This is a genomic window from Citrobacter sp. R4 (assembly GCF_026719175.1).
GTDB lineage: Bacteria > Pseudomonadota > Gammaproteobacteria > Enterobacterales > Enterobacteriaceae > Citrobacter_A > Citrobacter_A sedlakii.
Map to the genome: position 1 here is coordinate 554,336 of NZ_JAPPSU010000002.1, position 20,920 is coordinate 575,255.

The following is a 20,920-nucleotide window of genomic DNA, read 5'->3' on the forward strand; positions in this document are numbered from 1 at the left end:
ATCTTTCTGGAGAATGTTATGAAATCAGTGGTGATTCACGCTGAGGGAGACGTGCGCGTTGAAGAACGCCCTATGCCCCAGTTGCAAAACGACGACGACGTGCTGGTGAAAGTCATCAGTTCTGGTCTGTGTGGTTCTGATATTCCGCGTATTTTTGCTAAAGGCGCGCATTATTACCCTATCACCCTCGGACATGAATTTAGCGGCTACGTTGAATCGTATGGCAAGGGCGTGAAGGACATGCAGCCGGGCGACGCGGTTGCCTGCGTGCCGCTTCTGCCCTGCTTTCACTGTCCCCAGTGCGAGCGTGGTTTTTACTCGTTGTGTAAACAGTACCAGTTTGTCGGTTCGCGCAGTGAAGGCGGCAATGCGGAGTTCGTTGTCGTAAAGCGCGCCAATCTGTTCCGCTTACCTTCCGATATGCCTGTCGAAGACGGCGCGTTCATTGAGCCGATCACCGTTGGTCTGCATGCGTTTCATCTGGCGCGGGGATGTGAAGGGAAAAACGTTATCATCGTTGGCGCGGGCACCATCGGCCTGCTCGCGCTTCAGTGCGCAAAAGAGCTCGGTGCGAAAAGCGTCGCCGCTATCGACATTAATCCACAGAAACTGGCGCTGGCAACAGCGCTAGGAGCCACGCGGGTGTATAACAGCCGGGAGATGAGCGCAACAGAGATTCAGGCAGCGCAGAACGACGCGCAGTTCGACCAGTTGGTGCTGGAAACGGCAGGCACGCCGCAGACCGTCTCACTCTCAATTGAAATTGCCGGACCGCGTGCGCAGGTAGCGTTGGTCGGCACGCTGCATCATGATCTGACGCTCACCAGTCACGTTTTCGGGCTGATCCTGCGCAAAGAGCTCACGGTGCTGGGCAGTTGGATGAACTACTCCAGCCCGTGGCCAGGAGAAGAGTGGGAAACCGCCGCACGCTTGTTGACCGAGAAACGCCTGCAGCTCACCCCGCTGATTGCCCATCGGGGTAACCCAGAGCGTTTCGCAGAAGCCGTGAAAGCGCTAAACGGCGCACCTATGCAGGGAAAAATTCTCCTGGACTTCTCCTGATCGTACGAGCCAGCAACCTGCGCTGGCTCACATTTACTTTCGAAATTTAGCGTTCACCTTTCGCAATCCTTCGATTAAACTAGTCACAGTTAATTATCAGGCAAATCAATATGAACTCATTTGAGCGAAGGAACAAAATTGTCGACCTGATTAATTCGCAGGGCAGCGTGTTGGTGCTTGATCTTTCGAATACCTTTGGTATTTCTGAAGTCACTATCCGTGCCGATCTGCGTTTGCTGGAGGAAAAGGGTCTGGTTACGCGGTTTCACGGCGGCGCGGCTAAACCCGGAAGTCATCTGGCGGAAGGCGATAATCAGGAAGTTATACTCGAGGACCGTTACCAGCTTGCCAGCGATCCGAAAAAGCGCATTGCTCAGTCAGCGGCGGCGATGGTGGAAGAAGGGATGACCGTGATTCTGGATAGCGGCAGCACCACGTTATTGATCGCCGAAGCGTTGAACCGTAAGAGCAACATTACCGTGATTACCAACAGCTTACCGGCGGCATTTACTCTGTCCGACAACAAAGACCTGACGCTGGTGGTTTGCGGCGGCACGGTAAGGCATAAAACACATTCCATGCATGGCACCATCGCCGAACGTTCGTTACAGGGCATCAGCGCAGACTTAATGTTTGTCGGTGCGGACGGTATCGACGCCACCAACGGGATCACCACCTTTAATGAAGGGTATTCGATAAGCGGAGTGATGGCCGCTGCGGCACACAAAGTTGTCGCCGTTCTGGACGCCACCAAGTTCAACCGCCGCGGATTCAACCAGGTTCTCCCCATGGAGAAGATCAACTGCGTGATCACTGACGATGGCATCAGTAAGCAGGATAAAGCGGCGGTGCTCAAAACCGGCGTTGAGCTTATTATTGTTTAGAGCTTCACTTAATAAAGGCAGGCCTGCGCCTGCCTACAGCGAGTCTACTTTTTATCCGGTTATACAAATTAAAAATACTGTTTAGTTTAAGATTATATCTTTAGCTTGATGGTATCTTATCCCGAAAGAAATTTATATAAAGATATTGCACAAAAATAATATTAAAAAGTCTTTTTTGAGATGAATCGCCCCCTCATATCAATAATATGAATATTTTTATTTGACTTATATTAAATAGACTGCTCACTTTTATTTAACCTTACACTTTCATTATGACTTAAAATCAACCAGTTATGAGCAACAGCATTAAGCATGAATTTTTAAAACCCCCTATTGACAGATCAATTAACCACCAGCCAAATAGACTTTACTAATATAAATATATTCCGAAAACATAACATTACGCCATTCTAAGCCGTCAGGAACTGTATAATCCTTAAAGCATGCAGATATATTGCCTAATGAAATATTTCATTGTATTTTAAGCAAGGATAAGGAATTAGTAATGAAACGCTATACGAAATCCGTTATTGCGGGTTTACTCACGCTTTCCGCAAGCCACGCGTGGGCGACAGATGGAACGATTGAATTTACCGGGCAAATATTAACCAGCACCTGTGAATTTGCTAATGGCGACACGGTTGATGTTGAACTTGGTCATTACGCCGCTTCTCAGTTCAAAACCGTTGGCGATAAAACGCCAAGTATTCCAGTCACTATCCCATTAAAAAATTGTCCAACTGACCCGTGGGAGCATGTTGATGGTGTTGAAGATGCGTCTTTCCAGCTATGGTTAGAAACACGAAATGGCGGAACGACCGGAACAAATGACGAACTGGTTGCGGTGACGGGTATGGACGAACCTGCGACGGGTGTCGGCATTCGTATCGATAACGACCAGGGGACACAAATGGCCATTAACAAGCTCAACGATCCTAAAGTGTCTTTCCCTATTACCGGGGCGACGATGGATATCAATTTACTGGCTTATTACGTTTCAACCGTAGAGTCTAAAGACATTACGCCAGGTGAAGCAAACGCTTCGGTTGATGTCACTCTTGATTACCGTTAATCCCTTCATCATATCTCTTTATCCCTTTTTACAGGGATAAAGAGATATTAACATTTCAGGGAGTAAATAATGAAGAGACTGGCGACACTGGCATTTTTTATCTTGCTTACCACTCTGGCAAGCACGGCTTTCGCAGGGGGTATCGTACTGGAAAGGACGCGCGTTATTTATGACGCCAGTAAAAAAGAGGCCGCTCTGCCGCTCGCTAACCACAGCGAAAAAATGCCTTATCTGCTGCAATCATGGGTAGAAAATAGCAACAACAGCTCGCGCGGCCCGTTTATTGTCACGCCCCCACTGTTTCGACTTGATGCCGGAGAAGACTCTACGCTACGTATTATTAAGGCTGATGGACAGGTGCCTAATGACAGAGAGTCGATGTATTTTATCAATGTGCGAGCCATTCCTGCACAGAACAAAGCCGATCTCGCCAATACCAATACATTAACGTTAGTGTTTAAAACCCGGATCAAACTTTTTTACCGACCAAAAGGACTCAACGGTAAAGCCAGAGATGCTTTCAAAGCGCTCGAGTTTGGCATCTCAGCGAACCAACTGACTATTTATAACCCATCGGCATATCATGTCGTTTTTGCGGGATTAAGTTTAGACAATGTCAACCTCACAGACAAAATTGAATACATCGCGCCGCAGGAAAGAAAAATAATTGCCATCAATGCCACGACTGGAAGAACGGTGAAATGGGCGGCAATAAATGATTTTGGTGGCAGTACAGCGCCAGAAACACGCCTGATTCCATAAAACAGGCAACGCTTCAGTGATAAGGGAAATATGAGCTATAAGCGGAAAAAGGATTTAACGGAGAAAATCGATGTACTGTACGCAAAGAAATATTTGCGCCACTGCATCAGGTACCTTTTGCCGTTTACCATCACCAGCGGTTACCTGGTTTCAGGTACTGCTTTTGCCGATGACTATTTTTTCGACCCCGCTCTACTGGAAACCGCCAAAAGTGGTCAACGCCCCGTCGATCTGTCACTTTTTTCTCATAAGAATGCACAGCAACCCGGTGAATATTCTGTCGAGATTTACATCAATAATAAAAAGTTGATGCAACGAACGCTGCCTTTTGTCATCGCAAATAATCACCAGCTTCAACCACAATTTACAGTAGGGCAACTACGCGAATTAGGCTTTAAAGTCGATGAGAATCCGGCATTTGCCAATGCTGATGACGGTACGCGCATTCCCGATCTCGCTAAAGCCGTTCCCGGTAGCGTTGCGATATTTGATTTTAACCACAGCAAACTCAAGTTAAGCGTTCCGCAAATTGCCCTTTATCGCGATGCCAGAGGCTATGTCGATCCTTCGCGCTGGGATAACGGTGTTCCGGTCGTTTTCACCAACTACAGTTTCACCGGTTCCAGAAGCCGCTACGACAATAACGAACAAAGTGAACGCCAGTACATGAACCTGCAAAGTGGCGCGAACTTCGGCGAGTGGCGATTACGTAACTACTCCACCTGGACGCACAATGAGGATGACGCTCGTTGGGACAGCATCAACAGCTGGTTGCAACGGGACATAAAGTCACTCAGATCACAGTTGGTGATTGGCGAAAGCTCAACAGACGGCGCCATTTTTCCGGGCTACCAGTTTACCGGCGCTCGCCTTTACTCCGACGACAACATGCTGCCAAACAGTCAAAAAGGCTTTGCGCCAACCATTCGTGGCATCGCCAATTCCAGCGCTATCGTCACGGTTCGCCAGAACGGTTATACCATTTACCAAAGCAACGTCCCTGCAGGCGCATTTGAGATTAACGATCTCTATCCCTCCTCCTTCGGGGGCGATTTGGACGTCAGTATCGAAGAAGCCGACGGGACAGTTCGCCATTTCGTTCAACCTTTCTCGTCGCTTCCCGTTATGCAAAGGCTGGGGCATCTGAAATACAGCCTTACTGCGGGTCGCTTTCGCGCCGCCCAATCAGCAGAGAGTAAAGAACCCCAATTTATTGAAAGTACCGGCATCTATGGTCTGAGCAACGCCCTGACGGTGTATGGCGGAATGCTAACCGCTGAAAATTATCGGTCGCAAACCGTCGGCGTTGGCGGCACTCTGGGAGAATTCGGCGCCGTTTCAGTGGATATTGGCAGGGCAGAGACGCAATTTGATGATGGCAATACCTTTGAAGGCTATACCTGGCGTACCCAATATATTAAAGATTTGCCAGAAACTGGCACGAATTTATCGCTGGGATATTATCGCTATACCAGCAATGGCTATTTTACGTTTTCTGATGCCAATGCAAAGAATATAAATAATAGTTACCGTCAAAAAAGTGAAGCACAATTCAGCATCAGCCAGACGCTACTCAAGAGCATCAATTTTTATGTTTCCGGTTCTCAACGTACCTACTGGAACGACAGCCAAAAAGATAACAACTTCTCCGCAGGACTGAATGGCAGCCTCTACGGCGTCAGCTATAACCTTAACGGACAATTCACCGATTCAACGGACCGCGAGAGCGAGCGCTCCGTTTCACTCAGTATTAGCGTACCGCTGGATCGATGGCTTCCCCATGCGCAGGCGACATGGCGTGTTACGGAAGATAAAAATAAAGCGACGCAGCATGAGGTAGGAATTAATGGTTCGCTGTTGGATGACTATCGTCTGAGCTATAGCCTTAAGCAACGGCAAAGCGAAGATAATGAAAACACCAGTAGCAGTTTTTCCGCAAATTACCGCTCCGCATACGGTACCGTCAGCAGTAGCTACGACTACAGTCCAGATAATCGCCAGCTCAGCTATGGCCTTTCTGGCGGCGTCGTTGCGCATTCTCATGGCGTAACGCTGTCCCAGCCGCTTGGTAATGCCTTTGCGCTTATTGACGCCAATGGCGCCGCCAATATACGGATTAAGAACTACCCGGGAATCGCAACCGACTATTTTGGCAATGCCGTTATCCCTTTTCTCACGCCGTATCAGGAAAACCGAATTACGCTGGACACGACCACCATGCCGGATGACGTTGACGTAACGGAAACAGCAAAAATCGTCGTGCCAGGTCAGGGCGCTGCCGTGAGTGCCTATTTTAGTGCGCAGACGGGGCGCAGAGTTTTACTCACCGTGACCGATGCGCAGAACACCCCTTTACCTTTCGGTGCTATGGCGAATAACCAGAGTGCGGGAACGCAAAGCATCGTGGACGAGGGCGGCGTGCTTTATCTCACTGGGGTTAATGAGTTGCCGCAAACCTGGACGATTCGCTGGGGTAAAGAAGCCAGCCAGCAATGTCAGTTTACTTATAGCCTGTCAGATAACCGGCAGAGCGCATCATCTGTTCTAAAAGACACAACGGTATGTCGTTAAGGGTGTATTCGATGAGAATTTATATTTTATCTGTGATTACCGCGCTTATCGCCCTGGCTTCTGCCTCACCGGCTCAGTCAGCGACAGGTATCTGCGAAGCGAATGGAAATTTTATGACAGATATCGCAACCGACTGGACAAAAGAACAGAATGTGACAGCTTCAGTCTGGCAGATCCCTTCGGCAGCCAGGGGCAGCGCCTATCAATTAGGATGCGACTGCAGTGCTAACACCAAGGTCAACCTTTATTATTCAACCGTCAGCGCAATCACCACCACCGGACATTTAAGTGGTTTTTATCGTTTAAACGACAGCCTGGATATTAAAACCGAGATCAACGATATCCCCAACGCAGGTACCGTACTTGTTCCCACGAAAATTGGTTCGCCCATCAAGGATACCAGCGGTTCTTACAGTACAAAAACCAGTAACAGCGTCTGTAATGACGATCCTGCCGAGCAAAGATCGTCAGCGATTTCATTCGGTATGGATACCACATTTACGCTGTATGTCCGCAAACCGTTTTTAGGCGAAATGATTATTCCTGACACCCTTGTCGCCTACATCCAGGCGGCATGGAGCAGCTCGTCGACCTATCCTAAAACCTTCAATAATATTGCTGAACTGCATATCCAGGGGCGAATTACGGTTCCACAACACTGTAAGATTAATCAAGGAGACGTCATCCAGGTGAATCTTGGAACGATCAGTGCTGCGCATTTTACAATTAAGGACCAAATGCCTGAGCATTACACACCCATTAACTTCGACATTACCTATGACTGCGGGGATATGTCTGAAATAAAGAACAGCCTGTATATGTATATCGAGGGCAGCGATTTGGCCAGCCAATATGTGCTCGTCGCAAGACGTAGAGAGTCTGACAACGTGCCGGATGTGGGAATCCGCCTGGTGGATATCACCACCACAAACATAGATATTCCTTTTAACCCCGGCGCACTTCTGATGGACAGTTCCGGCAGCGGGACCGCGCATTTACAGGCTTACCCGGTCAATCTCACCGGGGGCACGCTTGCCGGAGGGCGTTTTAAGGGGACCGCCACCATTACCGTGGTGGTGAAGTAGCAGCGTTAGTCGTGCTGCTCCAGCGCATACTTATACAACGCGTTTTTCTTCACGCCGTGAATTTCAGCCGCCAGCGCGGCGGCTTTCTTCAGCGGCAGCTCCGCCTGGAGTAACGCCAGCGTGCGCAGGGCGTCGGCGGGCAATTCGTCTTCTTGCGCTTTATGCCCTTCGACAATTAATACCATCTCGCCCTTGCGGCGGTTTTCGTCCTCTTTCACCCACGCCAACAGCTCGCCGACCGGCGCGCCGTGAATCGTTTCCCAGGTTTTGGTCAGCTCTCGCGCCAGCACGACGTAACGGGCTCCTCCCCATACCGCCACCATATCTTCCAGACTGTCGAGCAGGCGGTGAGTCGATTCATAAAAAATCAGCGTCCGCGGTTCCGCTTCGAGGGCTTTGAGTGCATCACGCCGGCCCTTTGATTTTGCAGGTAAAAAGCCTTCATAGCAGAAGCGATCAGAAGGCAAGCCCGCCGCGCTTAATGCCGCAATGGCCGCGCAGGGCCCCGGCAGCGGCACCACGCGGATCCCCTGCTCACGGCAGGTACGCACCAGGTGATAACCCGGATCGTTAATCAGCGGCGTTCCGGCATCTGATACCAGCGCAATGTTCTGCCCTTCTTTCAGCTTTGCCACCAGCGTATCGGCTTTTTGTTGCTCGTTATGGTCGTGCAGGGCGAACAGGCGGGCGGTAATCGCGAAATGCTGCAACAGCAAACCGGTATGACGGGTGTCTTCAGCGGCAATTAAATCAACGGCTTGCAAAACTTCGAGCGCACGTTGGGTAATATCGGACAAATTCCCGATGGGAGTAGGTACAATAAAGAGTTGGCCGGGAGATTTATCCGCCGATTCGTGTTGTTTCATTGTGTCGTCCGTATTGCCGATTTAATATTGAGCATTGCGTATAAAAAATATCACTGGATACAGTATGGTACCCTTAACATTTTCTCGTTTAAAAGCCGCGCGCTGTCTGCCCGTCATTCTGGCAGCACTGATTTTCGCCGGCTGTGGCACCCAGGCGCCCGATCAAAGCACTGCGCACATGCAGGGCAGCGCGCAAGCTGACTCTGGCTTTTATTTACAGCAAATGCAGCAGAGCGCAGATGATAGCAAGACCAACTGGCAATTACTCGCCATTCGTGCCCTGCTGAAAGAGGGCAAAAACCAGCAGGCTATCGAACTGTTTAATCAACTGCCGCAGAACCTGAACGACGCCCAGCGCCGTGAGCAGGCGCTGCTGGGGGCAGAAGTGAAGGTCGTGCAGCAGGACGTTGCCGGCGCGAAAAAACAGTTAGGCGAGATCGATCTTTCCGCGCTGGATAAAAATCAACAATTGCGTTTCTGGCAAATCGGCATCGCCGCGGAACAGGGACAGCCTTCCCTGACGCTCCTGCGTGCGCTGATCGCCCAGGAACCACTGCTCGGCGCAAAAGAAAAACAGGCGAACATCGATGCCACCTGGCAGGCCCTGACTTCCATGAGTCAGGATCAGGCGAAAGCGTTGGTTATCAATGCGGATGAAAACGTACTGCAGGGTTGGCTGGATCTGCAGCGGGTCTGGTTTGATAACCGCAGCGATCCGGACATGATGAAAGCGGGCATTACAGACTGGCAAAAACGCTATCCACAGAACCCGGGAGCGAAAATGCTGCCGACGCAATTGGTGAATGTGCAGAGCTTTAAGCCAGCGTCCACCAGTAAAATCGCCCTGCTGCTGCCGCTGAACGGTCAGGCCGCCGTTTTTGGCCGTACCATCCAGCAAGGGTTTGAAGCGGCGAAAAACCAGGGCACGCAGCCCGTAGACGCGCAGCCAGCCGCCCAGCCCGCGCCGGTGGAGGCGCCTGCGCCAGCCGAGCAACAGCCGCAGGTAACCGATGGCGTCGCCAGCCCGTCTCAGGCGTCGGTGAACGATCTGACCAACGAGCAGCCAGCACAGCAACCCACGCCGACCAGCGCCCCGCAAACAGCGCCTGCACAGCCTGTAACGGCAAGCGCGGCGGCGAATCCCTCCGCGGAACTCAAAATTTATGACACCAGCTCACAGCCGCTGACGCAGATCCTGAATCAGGTTCAGCAGGATGGCGCGAGCATCGTGGTAGGCCCGCTGCTGAAAAGCAATGTCGATGAGCTGATCAAGAGCAATACCCCGCTGAACGTGCTGGCGCTAAACCAGCCGGAAGCGGTGCAGAACCGCGTCAATATCTGCTATTTCGCCCTCTCGCCGGAAGATGAAGCGCGCGACGCCGCCCGTCACATTCGTGACGAGGGTAAACAGTCGCCGCTGCTGCTGATCCCACGCAGCGCGCTGGGCGATCGCGTGGCCAACGCTTTTGCTGAAGAATGGCTGAAGCTGGGCGGCGGTACCGTTCTACAGCAAAAATTCGGTTCTACCGCAGAATTACGGATGGGCGTCAACGGCGGCGCCGGCATCGCGTTAACCGGTAGCCCGGTCGCCGCCAGCGCGCCATCGCAGCCTGGGGTGACCATTGGCGATCTGACCATTCCGGCACCGCCAACCGAGGCCCAAATTACCGGTAGCGGCGGTCGTGTCGACGCGGTCTATATACTGGCGACGCCGAACGAGATCGCGTTTATTAAGCCGATGATCGCCATGCGCAACGGCAGCCAGAGCGGCGCAACGCTTTACGCCAGTTCCCGTAGCGCACAGGGAAATGCCGGACCGGACTTCCGTCTGGAAATGGAAGGCTTACAGTACAGCGAAATCCCAATGCTGGCTGGCGGCAATCCGTCGCTGATGCAACAGGCGCTCGGCGCGGTACGCAACGACTACTCTCTGGCGCGCATGTACGCGATGGGCGTTGACGCCTGGTCGCTGGCGAACCATTTCTCGCAGATGCGTCAGGTTCAGGGCTTTGAAATCAACGGCAACACCGGCGCGCTGACCGCTAATCAGGACTGTGTGATTAACAGGAAGTTATCATGGCTCAAATACCAGCAAGGGCAGATCGTCCCGGCCAGTTAACGAGCAAACAGACCGGCGGCGCGTGGGAAGTCACCGCGCGACGCTGGCTCGAGCGCAAGGGACTGCAGTTTATCGCCGCCAACGTCAACGAACGTGGCGGCGAAATTGATCTGATTATGCGTGAAGGTAAAACGACCGTCTTTGTTGAGGTCCGCTACCGCCGCTCAGCAGCCTTCGGCGGCGCGGCGGCCAGTGTGACCCGGAGCAAACAACGCAAATTATTACACACTGCCCGCTTGTGGCTCGCGCGCCACAATGGGAGTTTTGATACTGTGGATTGCCGGTTCGATGTGTTAGCCTTCACCGGAAATGATGTTGAGTGGTTAAGGGATGCCTTTAACGACTGCTCATGATACTTAAACCAGTTCCTGCTTATAAGGCGTCATTGTTGCCGCCAGTCCGGGCGGACAGCGCGGAACACCCGGAGCGTACGTGTCGTACGTGCGGAGGGTAAGCGCTTGCCAGGAACAAATGGCAAATAAAATAGCCTTATAGCAGGGACTTAAGGATTCGCGTGTTAGACAGAATTAAAGTCTGCTTTACAGAAAGCATTCAAACTCAGATAGCTGCGGCTGAAGCGCTCCCGGATGCGATCTCCCGCGCCGCCATGACGCTGGTACACTCGCTGCTGAATGGCAACAAAATCCTCTGTTGTGGTAATGGGACATCCGCTGCCAATGCACAGCATTTTGCTGCCAGCATGATCAACCGTTTTGAGACAGAGCGCCCCAGTTTACCCGCTATCGCACTAAATACCGATAACGTGGTCTTAACTGCGATTGCCAACGATCGCCTGCATGATGAAATCTATGCAAAACAGGTCCGGGCGCTGGGACATGCGGGCGATGTTTTATTGGCTATTTCGACGCGCGGCAACAGTCGCGATATCGTAAAAGCCGTAGAAGCCGCCGTCACGCGTGATATGACGATTGTGGCGCTGACCGGGTATGACGGAGGAGAGCTGGCCGGGCTGTTAGGGCCGCAGGACGTTGAAATCCGCATACCGTCTCACCATAGCGCGCGCATTCAGGAGATGCATATGCTGACGGTAAATTGTTTGTGCGATCTGATCGATAACACGCTTTTCCCTCACCAGGATGATTAAGGAGTTTACATGAAGGCTTTATCGCCAATCGCAGTCCTTATTTCTGCGCTGCTGTTGCAAGGCTGTGTCGCTGCCGCCGTAGTCGGTACCGCCGCGGTGGGAACCAAAGCAGCAACCGACCCGCGTAGCGTCGGCACCCAGGTGGATGATGGAACCCTGGAACTGCGCGTGAACAGCGCGCTGTCGAAAGACGAACAAATTAAGAAAGAAGCGCGGATTAACGTGACGGCTTATCAGGGCAAGGTGCTGCTGGTGGGTCAGTCGCTTAACAGCGAACTGTCATCGCGCGCCAAACAGATCGCAATGGGCGTGGAAGGCACAACCGAAGTCTTTAACGAGATCCGTCAGGGCCAGCCAATTGGCCTCGGAACCGCCTCCAACGACACCTGGATCACCACCAAAGTACGCTCTCAGTTACTCACCAGCGACCAGGTGAAATCCTCTAACGTGAAAGTGACCACCGAAAACGGCGAAGTGTTCCTGCTGGGCCTGGTGACTGAACGTGAAGCCAAAGCCGCAGCCGACATCGCCAGCCGGGTGAGCGGCGTGAAGCGTGTCACCACCGCGTTTACCTTTATTAAATAACACATCACCCTGCCTACGTGATGGCTCACGTAGGCAGGGTAGCAATCCCACGTCACACTCGCGCAAGACAGCCGACAATCACCCCCGATATCGCCACCAGCCCCCCCGTCAGCCACAGCGCTTTTGCCGGGAATGCTTTGCGCAGCATGATCAGCGACGGCAAGCTCACCGCCGGAAGCGTCATCAACAGCGCCAGCGCGGGCGCGGTGCCCATACCGGCCAGCATCATCGTTTGCACAATCGGAATTTCCGCCGCCGTCGGGATCACGAACAGGCATCCGGCTACCGCCAACGCGATGATCCACATCAGGCTGTTATCAATGGCGCCATCGGCGTGCGGAAACAACCAGACGCGCGCCGCGCCGAGAACCAGCACCGCCAGAATATAGACCGGAATAGTGTTCCAGAACAGCGTCCACAGCGCTTTACCCCAACGCGCAAAGAACCCACCCTGCGCTTGCGGCGCGGCGATCTCGATCGGCAGATCGGCTTGTACAGGCTCTTTCACCCATTTTTGTACCAGCGTCGCCACCACCAGCACCATTGCCAGCCCGGCAACCAGGCGAATCGCCGCGAAATGCCAGCCAAGCACAAAGCCCATAAAGACCAACGTCGCCGGGTTAAGCAGTGGGTTTCCCAGCCAGAAGGCCAGCGCGCCGCCCATTGACACTTGCTGACGGCGCATTCCTGCCGCCACTGGCGCGGCGCAGCAGGTACACATCATTCCGGGCAAAGAAAACAGCGTGCCAAACAGCGTACCGCGAAAGCGCGATTGCCCCAGCGTGCGCAGCAGCCAGTCTCGCGGGATCAACACCTGGATTAATGAGCCGAGAATCACGCCCAGCGCCGCCGCTTTCCAGACGGCGATGAAATAGACCATGGCGTAATCCCAGGCTGCCTGCCACGGATTCGCATCCGCCTGCGCCAGAATGGATTGGCCGATACTGTGAGTTTCGGCGGCAGTAAAAGCTTTACCGTAATACGGTTGCCATTTCACATACCAGAGACCGACGATAACAACGAGAAAGAAAAGAGCGGGTTTCCACCATTGCATTGGCGTTGCCGCCTGAGATGAAGACTGACCAGTCATAGCATTCCCCAGGGAGTGTTAGAATATTTTGCCGGTGAATACTACGCCTTTGGGAAATGTTTGGAAATGTCGTTTTTTTGCCTGATGCTGAATGCCGGATAAGACGCAACGCGTTGGCTTCCGGCACGATGCGAAAGCCTATTGCGCCGCTTTTTCCCGCAACTGCGCAGAACTAAGAATTGTTACCCCCTCTTTTTCGGGCGCCAGCGCCTCTGCCAGCATCGCCCGCGCCACATCCCTCGCCTCTATCGACTTCCAGTTACCCGGAAGCAGCCGGAACAGCGGCGCAAAAAGGGTTTCGTTCATTCGATGTTTCGCCCGGTCCCCCAGCAGCATCGACGGGCGGACAATGGTCAGCCGCGGCCAGTCCTGGGCGATGAGCGCCTCTTCCATCTCCCCTTTTACCCGATTGTAGAAAAAGGGCGAGCGGGCATTAGCGCCCATTGAGCTGACTACCAGCATGTGCTGTGCGCCAAGCCGCCGTCCGGTCAGCGCGGTATCCACCACCAGCGTATAATCTGCATGGACAAACGCCTCTTTGCTTCCCGCCTCGCGCCGGGTGGTCCCCAGGCAGCAGAAAACAATATCCACCGGATCCGTCACCTGCGCCAGCGCATCGGTCAGTTGCGGATCGTGAGGATTGTACACGCCAGGCATGTCAGCCAGCGGACGACGCGTGGGTGCGGCAATCGAATGGATTCTCGGTTCATTAAGCAGCATTCTCAGCAGATGACCGCCTACCAGCCCCGTCGCGCCTGTAATCAATACCTGACTCATCCTCACCCCTTTACAGAATTGTCCAACTTGCACTCTCAGTCTCATCGACCAGACTTATTCATTCACAAGGTAATTATCCCTCATCATGGAAAATTTGCCTTATCCAATGCCAACACCGCGGAGGAAGCATGAGCAAGAAGATAGCCGTTTTAATCACTGACGAGTTTGAAGATTCCGAATTTACTTCACCTGCAGCAGAATTTCGTCAGGCCGGACACGAGGTCATCACCATTGAGAAGCAGGCGGGGAAAACGGTAAAAGGGAAAAAAGGCGAAGCCAGCGTCACCATCGATAAAGCCATTGATGATGTCAGCCCTGCCGACTTTGACGCGCTGCTGCTGCCCGGCGGCCATTCACCGGATTACCTGCGCGGCGACGATCGCTTCGTCACCTTCACACGCGACTTTGTGAACACCGGAAAGCCGGTTTTTGCCATTTGCCACGGCCCACAGTTACTGATCAGCGCGGACGTCATTCGCGGGCGCAAGCTCACCGCCGTTAAACCCATTGTGATTGACGTGAAGAACGCCGGGGCGGAATTCTTCGATCAGGAAGTGGTGGTGGATAAAGTCCAACTGGTCACCAGCCGAACCCCTGACGATCTGCCGGCGTTTAACCGCGAGGCGTTACGTATTCTCGGCGCCTGACTGCCTTAACCAGTGAAGTTTTTTGCCAAAGCCCAGCGTGTTGTCGGTGAACTTGAGTTCATCCAGCCGGATCTCCCAGACTGGCGCTGACAGCATTCTGGCAACCGGAAAGCGGCGATGATAGGCGTTACGCGCCGCGTCGCTTTCTTCACCGTCCAGTCGGCGAATTTCACCTGTAAATTGCACACCGCGAATAAGCGCTACTGATTTGGGCTGACCGTTTACCGTCCCGGCGACCTTCGCTCGCGGCCCCGACATCTGCGCGTGGCGGGTTTTGTCTTCTGTCAGCAGGTAAAAAACCACCTTCTGCGCATCATAAAGGTAAAACGCGTTGGCGCACCAGAGTTCCCCTTCATGCTGGACGCACCAGGTCACAACGTGTTGTTTTGCCAGCCAGCGGCTAATCGCAGTGAGTGTTTCCATTGCTGTTCTCTTTTATACTGGGAGCCAGAAACGTAACACGCAGAAGGTCACGATGACACCCTGGTTTCTCTATTTGATCCGTACTGCGGATAATGCGCTGTATACCGGTATCACCACCGATGTGGCGCGCCGCTATCAACAGCATCAGAGTGGAAAAGGCGCGAAGGCGCTGCGGGGAAAGGGCGAGCTGACGCTGGCGTTTTCCGCGCAGGTGGGCGATCGCTCGCTGGCGCTGCGCATGGAATACCGCATTAAACAGCTCACCAAGCGTCAAAAAGAGCGCCTGGTGGCGAATGGCGACGGTTTTGCAGCGTTACTCAACGACCTGCAAACCACGGCGCTTAAAAGCGATTAAAGTGTTCGTGATACTCAACCCGCCCCGTCACGCCCTTCAGCGCATCTTCAGCTAAACGATGCACCTGGAACGCGCTCTCCGTGCCCGGCCAGCGGCAGTGTAGATCGTAATGGGCGGCCAGTTCAAAACCAAAACGGCTATACAGTGCCGGATCGCCCAGCGTGACGACGGCGGCATAGCCAAATTCGTTGAGGGAATCGAGTCCTTCGTAGACCAGTTGACGAGCCAGCCCTTGCCCACGGTAGTGTTCATCCACCGCCAGCGGCGCCATCCCCACCCATTGCAGGTCTTCGCCCTGTACATCGACCGGGCTAAACGCGACGTACCCCACCACCTGACCTTCGTCGTCCGTGGCGACCAGACCGAGCGTCAGAAAACCATCTTCACGCAGATCGTGAACCAGTTTTGCTTCCGCATCGCTTTCGAATGAACGACGCAACAGGGCATCAATCCCCGGCGCGTCAATTGGAATTTCTACTCGAATCAGCATGGTTCACCTACCGATGTCTGTTTGGTTTCCGGCGAGTGCTTCAGTCCCGCCTCAACAAAATCCGCCACCTGTAGCAGCAGCACGCGTAAGGCTTTTGGCATCTGCTCCAGCTCAATGGCGTCCATCAGGTTTTTCACATACAACCCTAACTCCGTATCCCCTTCAATGACCAGCCGACGCTGGAAAAAGAGCGTATCCGGATCCTGCTTACGCGCGGCGATCATCAGCAGATCGCTGGCTTCGGCGCGAAAACTGACGTCGGCCTGCGCGTGCTGACTGACGATCAGCTTGTCATTTTCAACAGAGGTATACCATTGAAGGCCAATATCGCTAACCGTAATGCTTAACCAACGGCCTTCGAGGAACGCCAGCTCCCCGTCTGCCAGCGCCTGGCGAAACTGCCAGCTCAGGACCTGTTCCAGAACCTGGCGCTTCAGCGCAAAGGGCGTCAGTTTAACCGGCACGCTCATCAGAGACGGACCAAAATGCACTAAGCGTGAACGCAGTTTATCTAACACGAGCTTTACTCCCTGTTTCCGTAGTCCTGCCATTTTGCCATATCAGATAAACGACATAGCGGCGTAAATCAACAATTGTATGCGTTAACCGTACCTCTTTATTGCTGATATCAATACGACTTTAACTGCCTTAAATCAAAAATTGTCGCAGCAAGGTTAACTAAAATCCCAGTTCGTTAACAATTATGCGTCCCAGGCGGCGCTACCTTCAGGATAAATTATGGAGCTGCTCTGCCCTGCCGGAAATCTCCCGGCGCTTAAGGCGGCCATCGAAAACGGCGCTGACGCCGTCTATATCGGGCTGAAAGATGATACCAATGCCCGTCACTTCGCCGGCCTTAACTTTACCGAGAAGAAACTGCAGGAAGCGGTGAGTTTTGTCCATCAACATCGCCGCAAGCTGCATATCGCCATCAACACCTTTGCGCATCCGGACGGCTATGCCCGCTGGCAGCGCGCTGTCGATATGGCGGCGCAACTGGGCGCCGACGCGCTGATCCTCGCCGACCTGGCCATGCTTGAGTATGCCGCAGAACGTTATCCGCATATTGAGCGCCATGTCTCCGTTCAGGCATCGGCGACCAACGAAGAAGCGGTGAACTTCTACCATCGCAACTTCGACGTCGCACGTGTGGTGCTGCCCCGCGTGCTGTCCATTCACCAGGTGAAGCAACTTGCCCGCGCCACGCCAGTACCACTCGAGGTCTTTGCGTTCGGTAGCCTGTGCATTATGGCGGAGGGTCGCTGCTACCTGTCGTCGTATTTAACCGGCGAATCGCCGAATACGGTAGGAGCCTGCTCCCCCGCCCGTTTTGTTCGCTGGCAGCAAACCGGGCAGGGACTGGAATCCCGCCTGAACGATGTGCTGATAGACCGCTACCAGGACGGCGAAAACGCCGGGTATCCGACACTGTGTAAAGGCCGCTATCTCGTCGGCGGCGAGCGCTATCACGCGCTGGAAGAACCCACCAGCCTGAATACGCTGGAACTGCTGCCGGAACTGCTGGCGGCGAACATTGCGTCGGTGAAAATCGAAGGACGCCAGCGCAGCCCGGCATACGTAAGCCAGGTGGCGAAAGTGTGGCGTCAGGCGATCGACCGCTGTCTGGCCGACCCGCAAAACTTTGCGCCGCAAAGCGCATGGATGGAGACGCTCGGCGCGATGTCCGAAGGCACCCAGACCACGCTTGGCGCGTATCACCGGAAATGGCAGTGAGAGAAGCAATGAAATATTCCCTGGGGCCGGTGCTTTATTACTGGCCGAAAGAAACACTGGAAGATTTTTATCAACAGGCGGCGCAAAGCAGCGCTGACGTGATTTATCTGGGTGAAGCGGTGTGCAGCAAACGCCGCGCCACTAAAGTGGGCGACTGGCTGGAGATGGCGAAATCGCTCGCCGGCAGCGGCAAGCAGGTGGTGCTTTCGACGCTGGCGCTGGTGCAGGCCTCGTCTGAGCTGAACGAACTGAAACGCTACGTGGAAAACGGCGAGTTTTTGCTGGAAGCGAGCGATCTCGGCGTGGTAAACATGTGCGCCGAGCGCAAGCTGCCGTTTGTCGCCGGACATGCGCTGAACTGCTATAACGCGGTGACGCTGCGCCTGCTGCTCAAACAGGGAATGGTACGCTGGTGTATGCCGGTAGAGCTTTCCCGCGACTGGCTGGCTAACCTGCTGGAACAGTGCGATGAGCTGGGCATTCGCAACCAGTTTGAAGTCGAGGTGCTGAGCTACGGCCATCTGCCGCTGGCATATTCCGCTCGCTGCTTTACCGCCCGTTCGGAAGATCGTCCGAAAGATGAGTGTGAAACCTGCTGCATCAACTATCCGAATGGCCGCGACGTGCTCTCCCAGGAGAATCAGCAGGTGTTTGTACTAAATGGCATTCAGACCATGAGCGGCTATGTCTATAACCTTGGTAACGAACTGACGTCGATGCAGGGACTGGTGGATATCGTTCGTTTGTCGCCGCTCGACACCGGGACGTTCGCCATGCTGGACGCCTTCCGCGCCAACGAAAACGGCGCGTCGCCGCTGCCGCTCGCTGCGCACAGCGATTGCAACGGCTACTGGAAGCGGCTCGCCGGGCTGACGCTGGAAGCCTGATAAAACAGCTCACTTTGTTAACAACATTCGCTAATCTTTAATGCAGTATGACAAGATTAACCGGAACAAAGTGAGCCGTTATGACTGACAAAACCATTCCATTCTCGGTGCTGGATCTGGCGCCGATCCCTGAAGGGGCCTCGGCCAAAGAGGCATTCTCACACTCGCTGGACCTCGCGCGTCTGGCGGAAAAGCGCGGCTATCATCGCTACTGGCTGGCGGAACACCACAACATGACCGGCATCGCCAGTGCGGCAACCTCGGTGCTGATTGGTTACCTGGCGGCGAATACCAGCACGTTGCATCTGGGGTCCGGCGGCGTGATGCTACCCAACCATTCACCGCTGGTGATTGCCGAACAGTTCGGCACGCTCAACACCCTGTATCCGGGACGCATTGATTTGGGTCTCGGCCGCGCACCGGGCAGCGATCAGCCCACGATGCGCGCGCTGCGTCGTCATATGGGCGGCGATATCGATAACTTCCCGCGCGACGTGGCGGAGCTGGTGGAGTGGTTTGACGCCTGCCACCCCAACCCGCAAGTACGTCCGGTGCCCGGCTACGGCGAACAGATCCCGGTGTGGCTGTTGGGTTCCAGCCTGTACAGCGCGCAGCTGGCGGCGCAGCTTGGTCTGCCGTTTGCGTTCGCCTCGCACTTCGCGCCGGATATGCTATTCCAGGCGCTACATCTGTACCGTACTCAGTTCAAACCCTCCGCGCGACTGGAAAAACCGTACGCGATGGTGTGCATTAATATCATCGCCGCCGACAGCACCCGTGATGCGGAATATCTGTTTACCTCAATGCAGCAGGCGTTTGTGAAACTTCGCCGTGGCGAAACGGGCCAGCTTCCGCCGCCCATTCAGAATATGGATCAGTTCTGGTCGCCGTCAGAACAGTACGGCGTACAACAGTCGCTGAGCATGTCGCTGGTGGGGGATAAAGCGAAAGTCCGCCACGGTCTGGAATCCATTCTGCGGGAAACGCAGGCCGATGAGATTATGGTTAATGGCCAAATTTTCGATCATCAGGCGCGTCTGCACTCCTTCGATCTTGCCATGCAGGTGAAAGAAGAACTGGTGGGGTAAACAGGGGTTTGCCCGGTGGCGCTACGCCTGCCGGGCATTATCGCTATTGATACACCGGCAATAAATTAAAGCTCGACAGGATATGCACCAGCGCGTTGCCCACGCCGAACACCAGGATCAGCGCAATCATCGGTTTGCCGCCCCAGACGCGGAATGTTGGGCTACCGAAGCGTTCACGTGATTTACGCGCCAGCAGCGCCGGGACAATCGCCGCCCAGATCGTCGCCGCCAGTCCTGCGTAGCCAATCGCGTACAGGAATCCGTTCGGCCACAGCAGGCCGCCCACCACCGGCGGAACAAAGGTCAACAGCGCGGTTTTGAAACGCCCCATCGCTGAGTCGTCAAAGCCAAAAAGATCCGCAAGATAATCAAACAGACCAAGCGTGACGCCGAGGAACGAACTCGCCACCGCGAAGTTGGAGAAGACTACCAGCAGCAGATCCAGACTGCGGCTGTTCAGTACGCCGCTCAGCGCCTGCACCAGCACATCAATATTGCCGCCCTTCTGCGCAATGCCGATAAATCCCGGACGTGGAATATTGCCCATCGTCCCCAGCAGCCAGACGCTGTACAGCACCAACGCCAGCAGCGTACCGTAGACCAGACACTTCACAATGGTGCGCGGATCTTTGCCGTAGTACTTCATCAGGCTCGGCACGTTACCGTGGTAGCCAAATGACGCCAGACAAAACGGCAGCGTCATCAGCAGGTACGGCGTATAGGTGGCGTTGCTTTCCGCGACGTTAAACAGCGTGGTTGGGTTGACGTGCCCAAGCAGGCTGCCGAAAGTCAGGAAGAAGGTGATCACCTTCGCGCCCAGTACAATTGCCGTCATCCGGCTCACTGCTTTTGTACTCATCCACACCACAAACGCCACCAACAGCGCAAAGCCGAAGCCTGCTGCCCGAGCCGGCACATTCAGCGACATTTCAGCGAAGGTGTGATGCAGAATCGAGCCGCTCGCCGAAATGTAGGCATAGGTCAGAATATAAAGCACAAAGGCAATCGAAATGCCGTTGACCACGTTCCAGCCTTTACCCAGCAGGTCTTTGGTGATGGTGTCAAAGCTGGCGCCAATACGGTAGTTCAGGTTGGCTTCAAGGATCATCAGCCCGGAATGCAGCATGCAAAACCAGGTAAAGACCAGCGCTGCCATGGACCAGAAAAACCAGCTACCTGCCATAACCACCGGCAGAGAGAACATCCCTGCGCCAATAATAGTGCCGCCGATGATCACCACGCCGCCAAGCAGCGACGGTGACGTTTGGGTGGTGGTTAGTGTTGCCATACAGCCCGATCTCCAGTGAATTCTTTTGCG

General features: G+C 54.1%; 22 protein-coding genes. 15 read left to right on the top strand and 7 right to left on the bottom strand.

Annotated features, from left to right (window positions below; translation table 11 throughout):
* Positions 1–18 precede the first annotated feature (18 nt).
* From gatD to OOJ60_RS08135, 6 genes are all read left to right on the top strand, one after another.
* Complete coding sequence (gatD, locus tag OOJ60_RS08110) at positions 19–1,062, top strand: galactitol-1-phosphate 5-dehydrogenase (protein ID WP_205612372.1); 1,044 nt, start codon at positions 19–21, stop codon at positions 1,060–1,062.
* 110 nt (positions 1,063–1,172) lie between these two features.
* Positions 1,173–1,946, top strand: coding sequence for a DeoR/GlpR family DNA-binding transcription regulator (locus tag OOJ60_RS08115; protein WP_042291789.1), 774 nt, complete (start codon positions 1,173–1,175; stop codon positions 1,944–1,946).
* Between the two features lie 505 nt (positions 1,947–2,451).
* Entirely contained in the window at positions 2,452–3,018 is a 567-nt protein-coding gene (locus OOJ60_RS08120; RefSeq protein WP_060571077.1) for a fimbrial protein, read from the top strand.
* A gap of 78 nt (positions 3,019–3,096) precedes the next feature.
* On the top strand, positions 3,097–3,780 hold the full coding sequence (locus tag OOJ60_RS08125) for a fimbrial biogenesis chaperone (RefSeq protein WP_392397389.1): 684 nt from the start codon (positions 3,097–3,099) through the stop codon (positions 3,778–3,780).
* A gap of 93 nt (positions 3,781–3,873) precedes the next feature.
* The gene (locus OOJ60_RS08130; protein WP_407057099.1) at positions 3,874–6,351 is read left to right on the top strand and encodes a fimbria/pilus outer membrane usher protein; all 2,478 of its coding nucleotides are present in this window, start codon (positions 3,874–3,876) and stop codon (positions 6,349–6,351) included.
* A gap of 11 nt (positions 6,352–6,362) precedes the next feature.
* The gene (locus tag OOJ60_RS08135) at positions 6,363–7,436 is read left to right on the top strand and encodes a fimbrial protein (RefSeq protein WP_233470884.1); all 1,074 of its coding nucleotides are present in this window, start codon (positions 6,363–6,365) and stop codon (positions 7,434–7,436) included.
* A 5-nt stretch (positions 7,437–7,441) separates the two neighbouring features.
* Here OOJ60_RS08135 and rsmI read toward each other — a convergent pair whose 3' ends face one another.
* Positions 7,442–8,302, bottom strand: a complete 861-nt coding sequence (gene rsmI / locus OOJ60_RS08140; RefSeq protein ID WP_205612375.1) for a 16S rRNA (cytidine(1402)-2'-O)-methyltransferase — start codon at positions 8,300–8,302, stop codon at positions 7,442–7,444.
* A 64-nt stretch (positions 8,303–8,366) separates the two neighbouring features.
* On the opposite strand from rsmI, the gene OOJ60_RS08145 reads away from it, so the two are divergent.
* The 4 genes from OOJ60_RS08145 to dolP all read left to right on the top strand — a co-directional run bounded on the left by OOJ60_RS08145 (position 8,367) and on the right by dolP (position 12,111).
* Complete coding sequence (locus OOJ60_RS08145; protein WP_205612376.1) at positions 8,367–10,421, top strand: penicillin-binding protein activator; 2,055 nt, start codon at positions 8,367–8,369, stop codon at positions 10,419–10,421.
* The gene (locus OOJ60_RS08150) at positions 10,379–10,774 is read left to right on the top strand and encodes a YraN family protein (RefSeq protein WP_042291797.1); all 396 of its coding nucleotides are present in this window, start codon (positions 10,379–10,381) and stop codon (positions 10,772–10,774) included. Before OOJ60_RS08145 ends, OOJ60_RS08150 begins: the two co-directional genes overlap by 43 nt.
* A 161-nt stretch (positions 10,775–10,935) precedes the next feature.
* Positions 10,936–11,526, top strand: coding sequence for a DnaA initiator-associating protein DiaA (diaA, locus tag OOJ60_RS08155; protein ID WP_012135279.1), 591 nt, complete (start codon positions 10,936–10,938; stop codon positions 11,524–11,526).
* 9 nt (positions 11,527–11,535) lie between these two features.
* Positions 11,536–12,111 carry a division/outer membrane stress-associated lipid-binding lipoprotein gene (dolP, locus tag OOJ60_RS08160; RefSeq protein WP_205612377.1) on the top strand — a complete coding sequence of 192 codons (576 nt, stop codon included), beginning with the start codon at positions 11,536–11,538 and terminating at the stop codon, positions 12,109–12,111.
* A gap of 52 nt (positions 12,112–12,163) precedes the next feature.
* Here dolP and OOJ60_RS08165 read toward each other — a convergent pair whose 3' ends face one another.
* Complete coding sequence (locus tag OOJ60_RS08165; RefSeq protein ID WP_205612378.1) at positions 12,164–13,201, bottom strand: permease; 1,038 nt, start codon at positions 13,199–13,201, stop codon at positions 12,164–12,166.
* A 138-nt stretch (positions 13,202–13,339) separates the two neighbouring features.
* Positions 13,340–13,978, bottom strand: a complete 639-nt coding sequence (locus OOJ60_RS08170) for an NAD(P)H-binding protein (protein ID WP_042291801.1) — start codon at positions 13,976–13,978, stop codon at positions 13,340–13,342.
* A 128-nt stretch (positions 13,979–14,106) separates the two neighbouring features.
* Between OOJ60_RS08170 and OOJ60_RS08175 the strand changes: the two genes are divergently transcribed.
* The gene (locus OOJ60_RS08175) at positions 14,107–14,625 is read left to right on the top strand and encodes a type 1 glutamine amidotransferase domain-containing protein (RefSeq protein ID WP_205612379.1); all 519 of its coding nucleotides are present in this window, start codon (positions 14,107–14,109) and stop codon (positions 14,623–14,625) included.
* Here the strand turns inward: OOJ60_RS08175 and OOJ60_RS08180 are convergent.
* A complete protein-coding gene (locus OOJ60_RS08180) occupies positions 14,605–15,048 on the bottom strand; it encodes a YhbP family protein (protein ID WP_199957650.1) in 444 nt (147 codons plus the stop codon). The genes OOJ60_RS08175 and OOJ60_RS08180 overlap by 21 nt on opposite strands.
* A gap of 52 nt (positions 15,049–15,100) precedes the next feature.
* Here OOJ60_RS08180 and OOJ60_RS08185 point away from each other — a divergent pair, with 52 nt between their 5' ends.
* Entirely contained in the window at positions 15,101–15,403 is a 303-nt protein-coding gene (locus tag OOJ60_RS08185; RefSeq protein ID WP_042291807.1) for a GIY-YIG nuclease family protein, read from the top strand.
* Here OOJ60_RS08185 and OOJ60_RS08190 read toward each other — a convergent pair.
* Together OOJ60_RS08190 and ubiT are read right to left on the bottom strand one after the other, a co-directional pair.
* Entirely contained in the window at positions 15,390–15,893 is a 504-nt protein-coding gene (locus OOJ60_RS08190) for a GNAT family N-acetyltransferase (RefSeq protein WP_042291809.1), read from the bottom strand. The genes OOJ60_RS08185 and OOJ60_RS08190 overlap by 14 nt on opposite strands.
* Positions 15,887–16,411 carry a ubiquinone anaerobic biosynthesis accessory factor UbiT gene (gene ubiT, locus OOJ60_RS08195; protein ID WP_042291811.1) on the bottom strand — a complete coding sequence of 175 codons (525 nt, stop codon included), beginning with the start codon at positions 16,409–16,411 and terminating at the stop codon, positions 15,887–15,889. The genes OOJ60_RS08190 and ubiT overlap by 7 nt, the downstream gene beginning before the upstream one ends.
* Positions 16,412–16,631: 220 nt before the next feature.
* Between ubiT and ubiU the strand changes: the two genes are divergently transcribed.
* From ubiU to OOJ60_RS08210, 3 genes are all read left to right on the top strand, one after another.
* The gene (gene ubiU / locus OOJ60_RS08200; RefSeq protein WP_060571069.1) at positions 16,632–17,627 is read left to right on the top strand and encodes a ubiquinone anaerobic biosynthesis protein UbiU; all 996 of its coding nucleotides are present in this window, start codon (positions 16,632–16,634) and stop codon (positions 17,625–17,627) included.
* A gap of 8 nt (positions 17,628–17,635) precedes the next feature.
* Complete coding sequence (locus OOJ60_RS08205; RefSeq protein WP_042291817.1) at positions 17,636–18,514, top strand: U32 family peptidase; 879 nt, start codon at positions 17,636–17,638, stop codon at positions 18,512–18,514.
* 80 nt (positions 18,515–18,594) lie between these two features.
* On the top strand, positions 18,595–19,602 hold the full coding sequence (locus tag OOJ60_RS08210; protein WP_205612380.1) for a luciferase-like monooxygenase: 1,008 nt from the start codon (positions 18,595–18,597) through the stop codon (positions 19,600–19,602).
* A gap of 43 nt (positions 19,603–19,645) precedes the next feature.
* Here the strand turns inward: OOJ60_RS08210 and mtr are convergent, their stop codons facing one another.
* Positions 19,646–20,890 (bottom strand): tryptophan permease, encoded by a 1,245-nt coding sequence (gene mtr / locus OOJ60_RS08215; protein WP_205612381.1) that lies wholly within the window; start codon positions 20,888–20,890, stop codon positions 19,646–19,648.
* Positions 20,891–20,920: the final 30 nt, after the last annotated feature.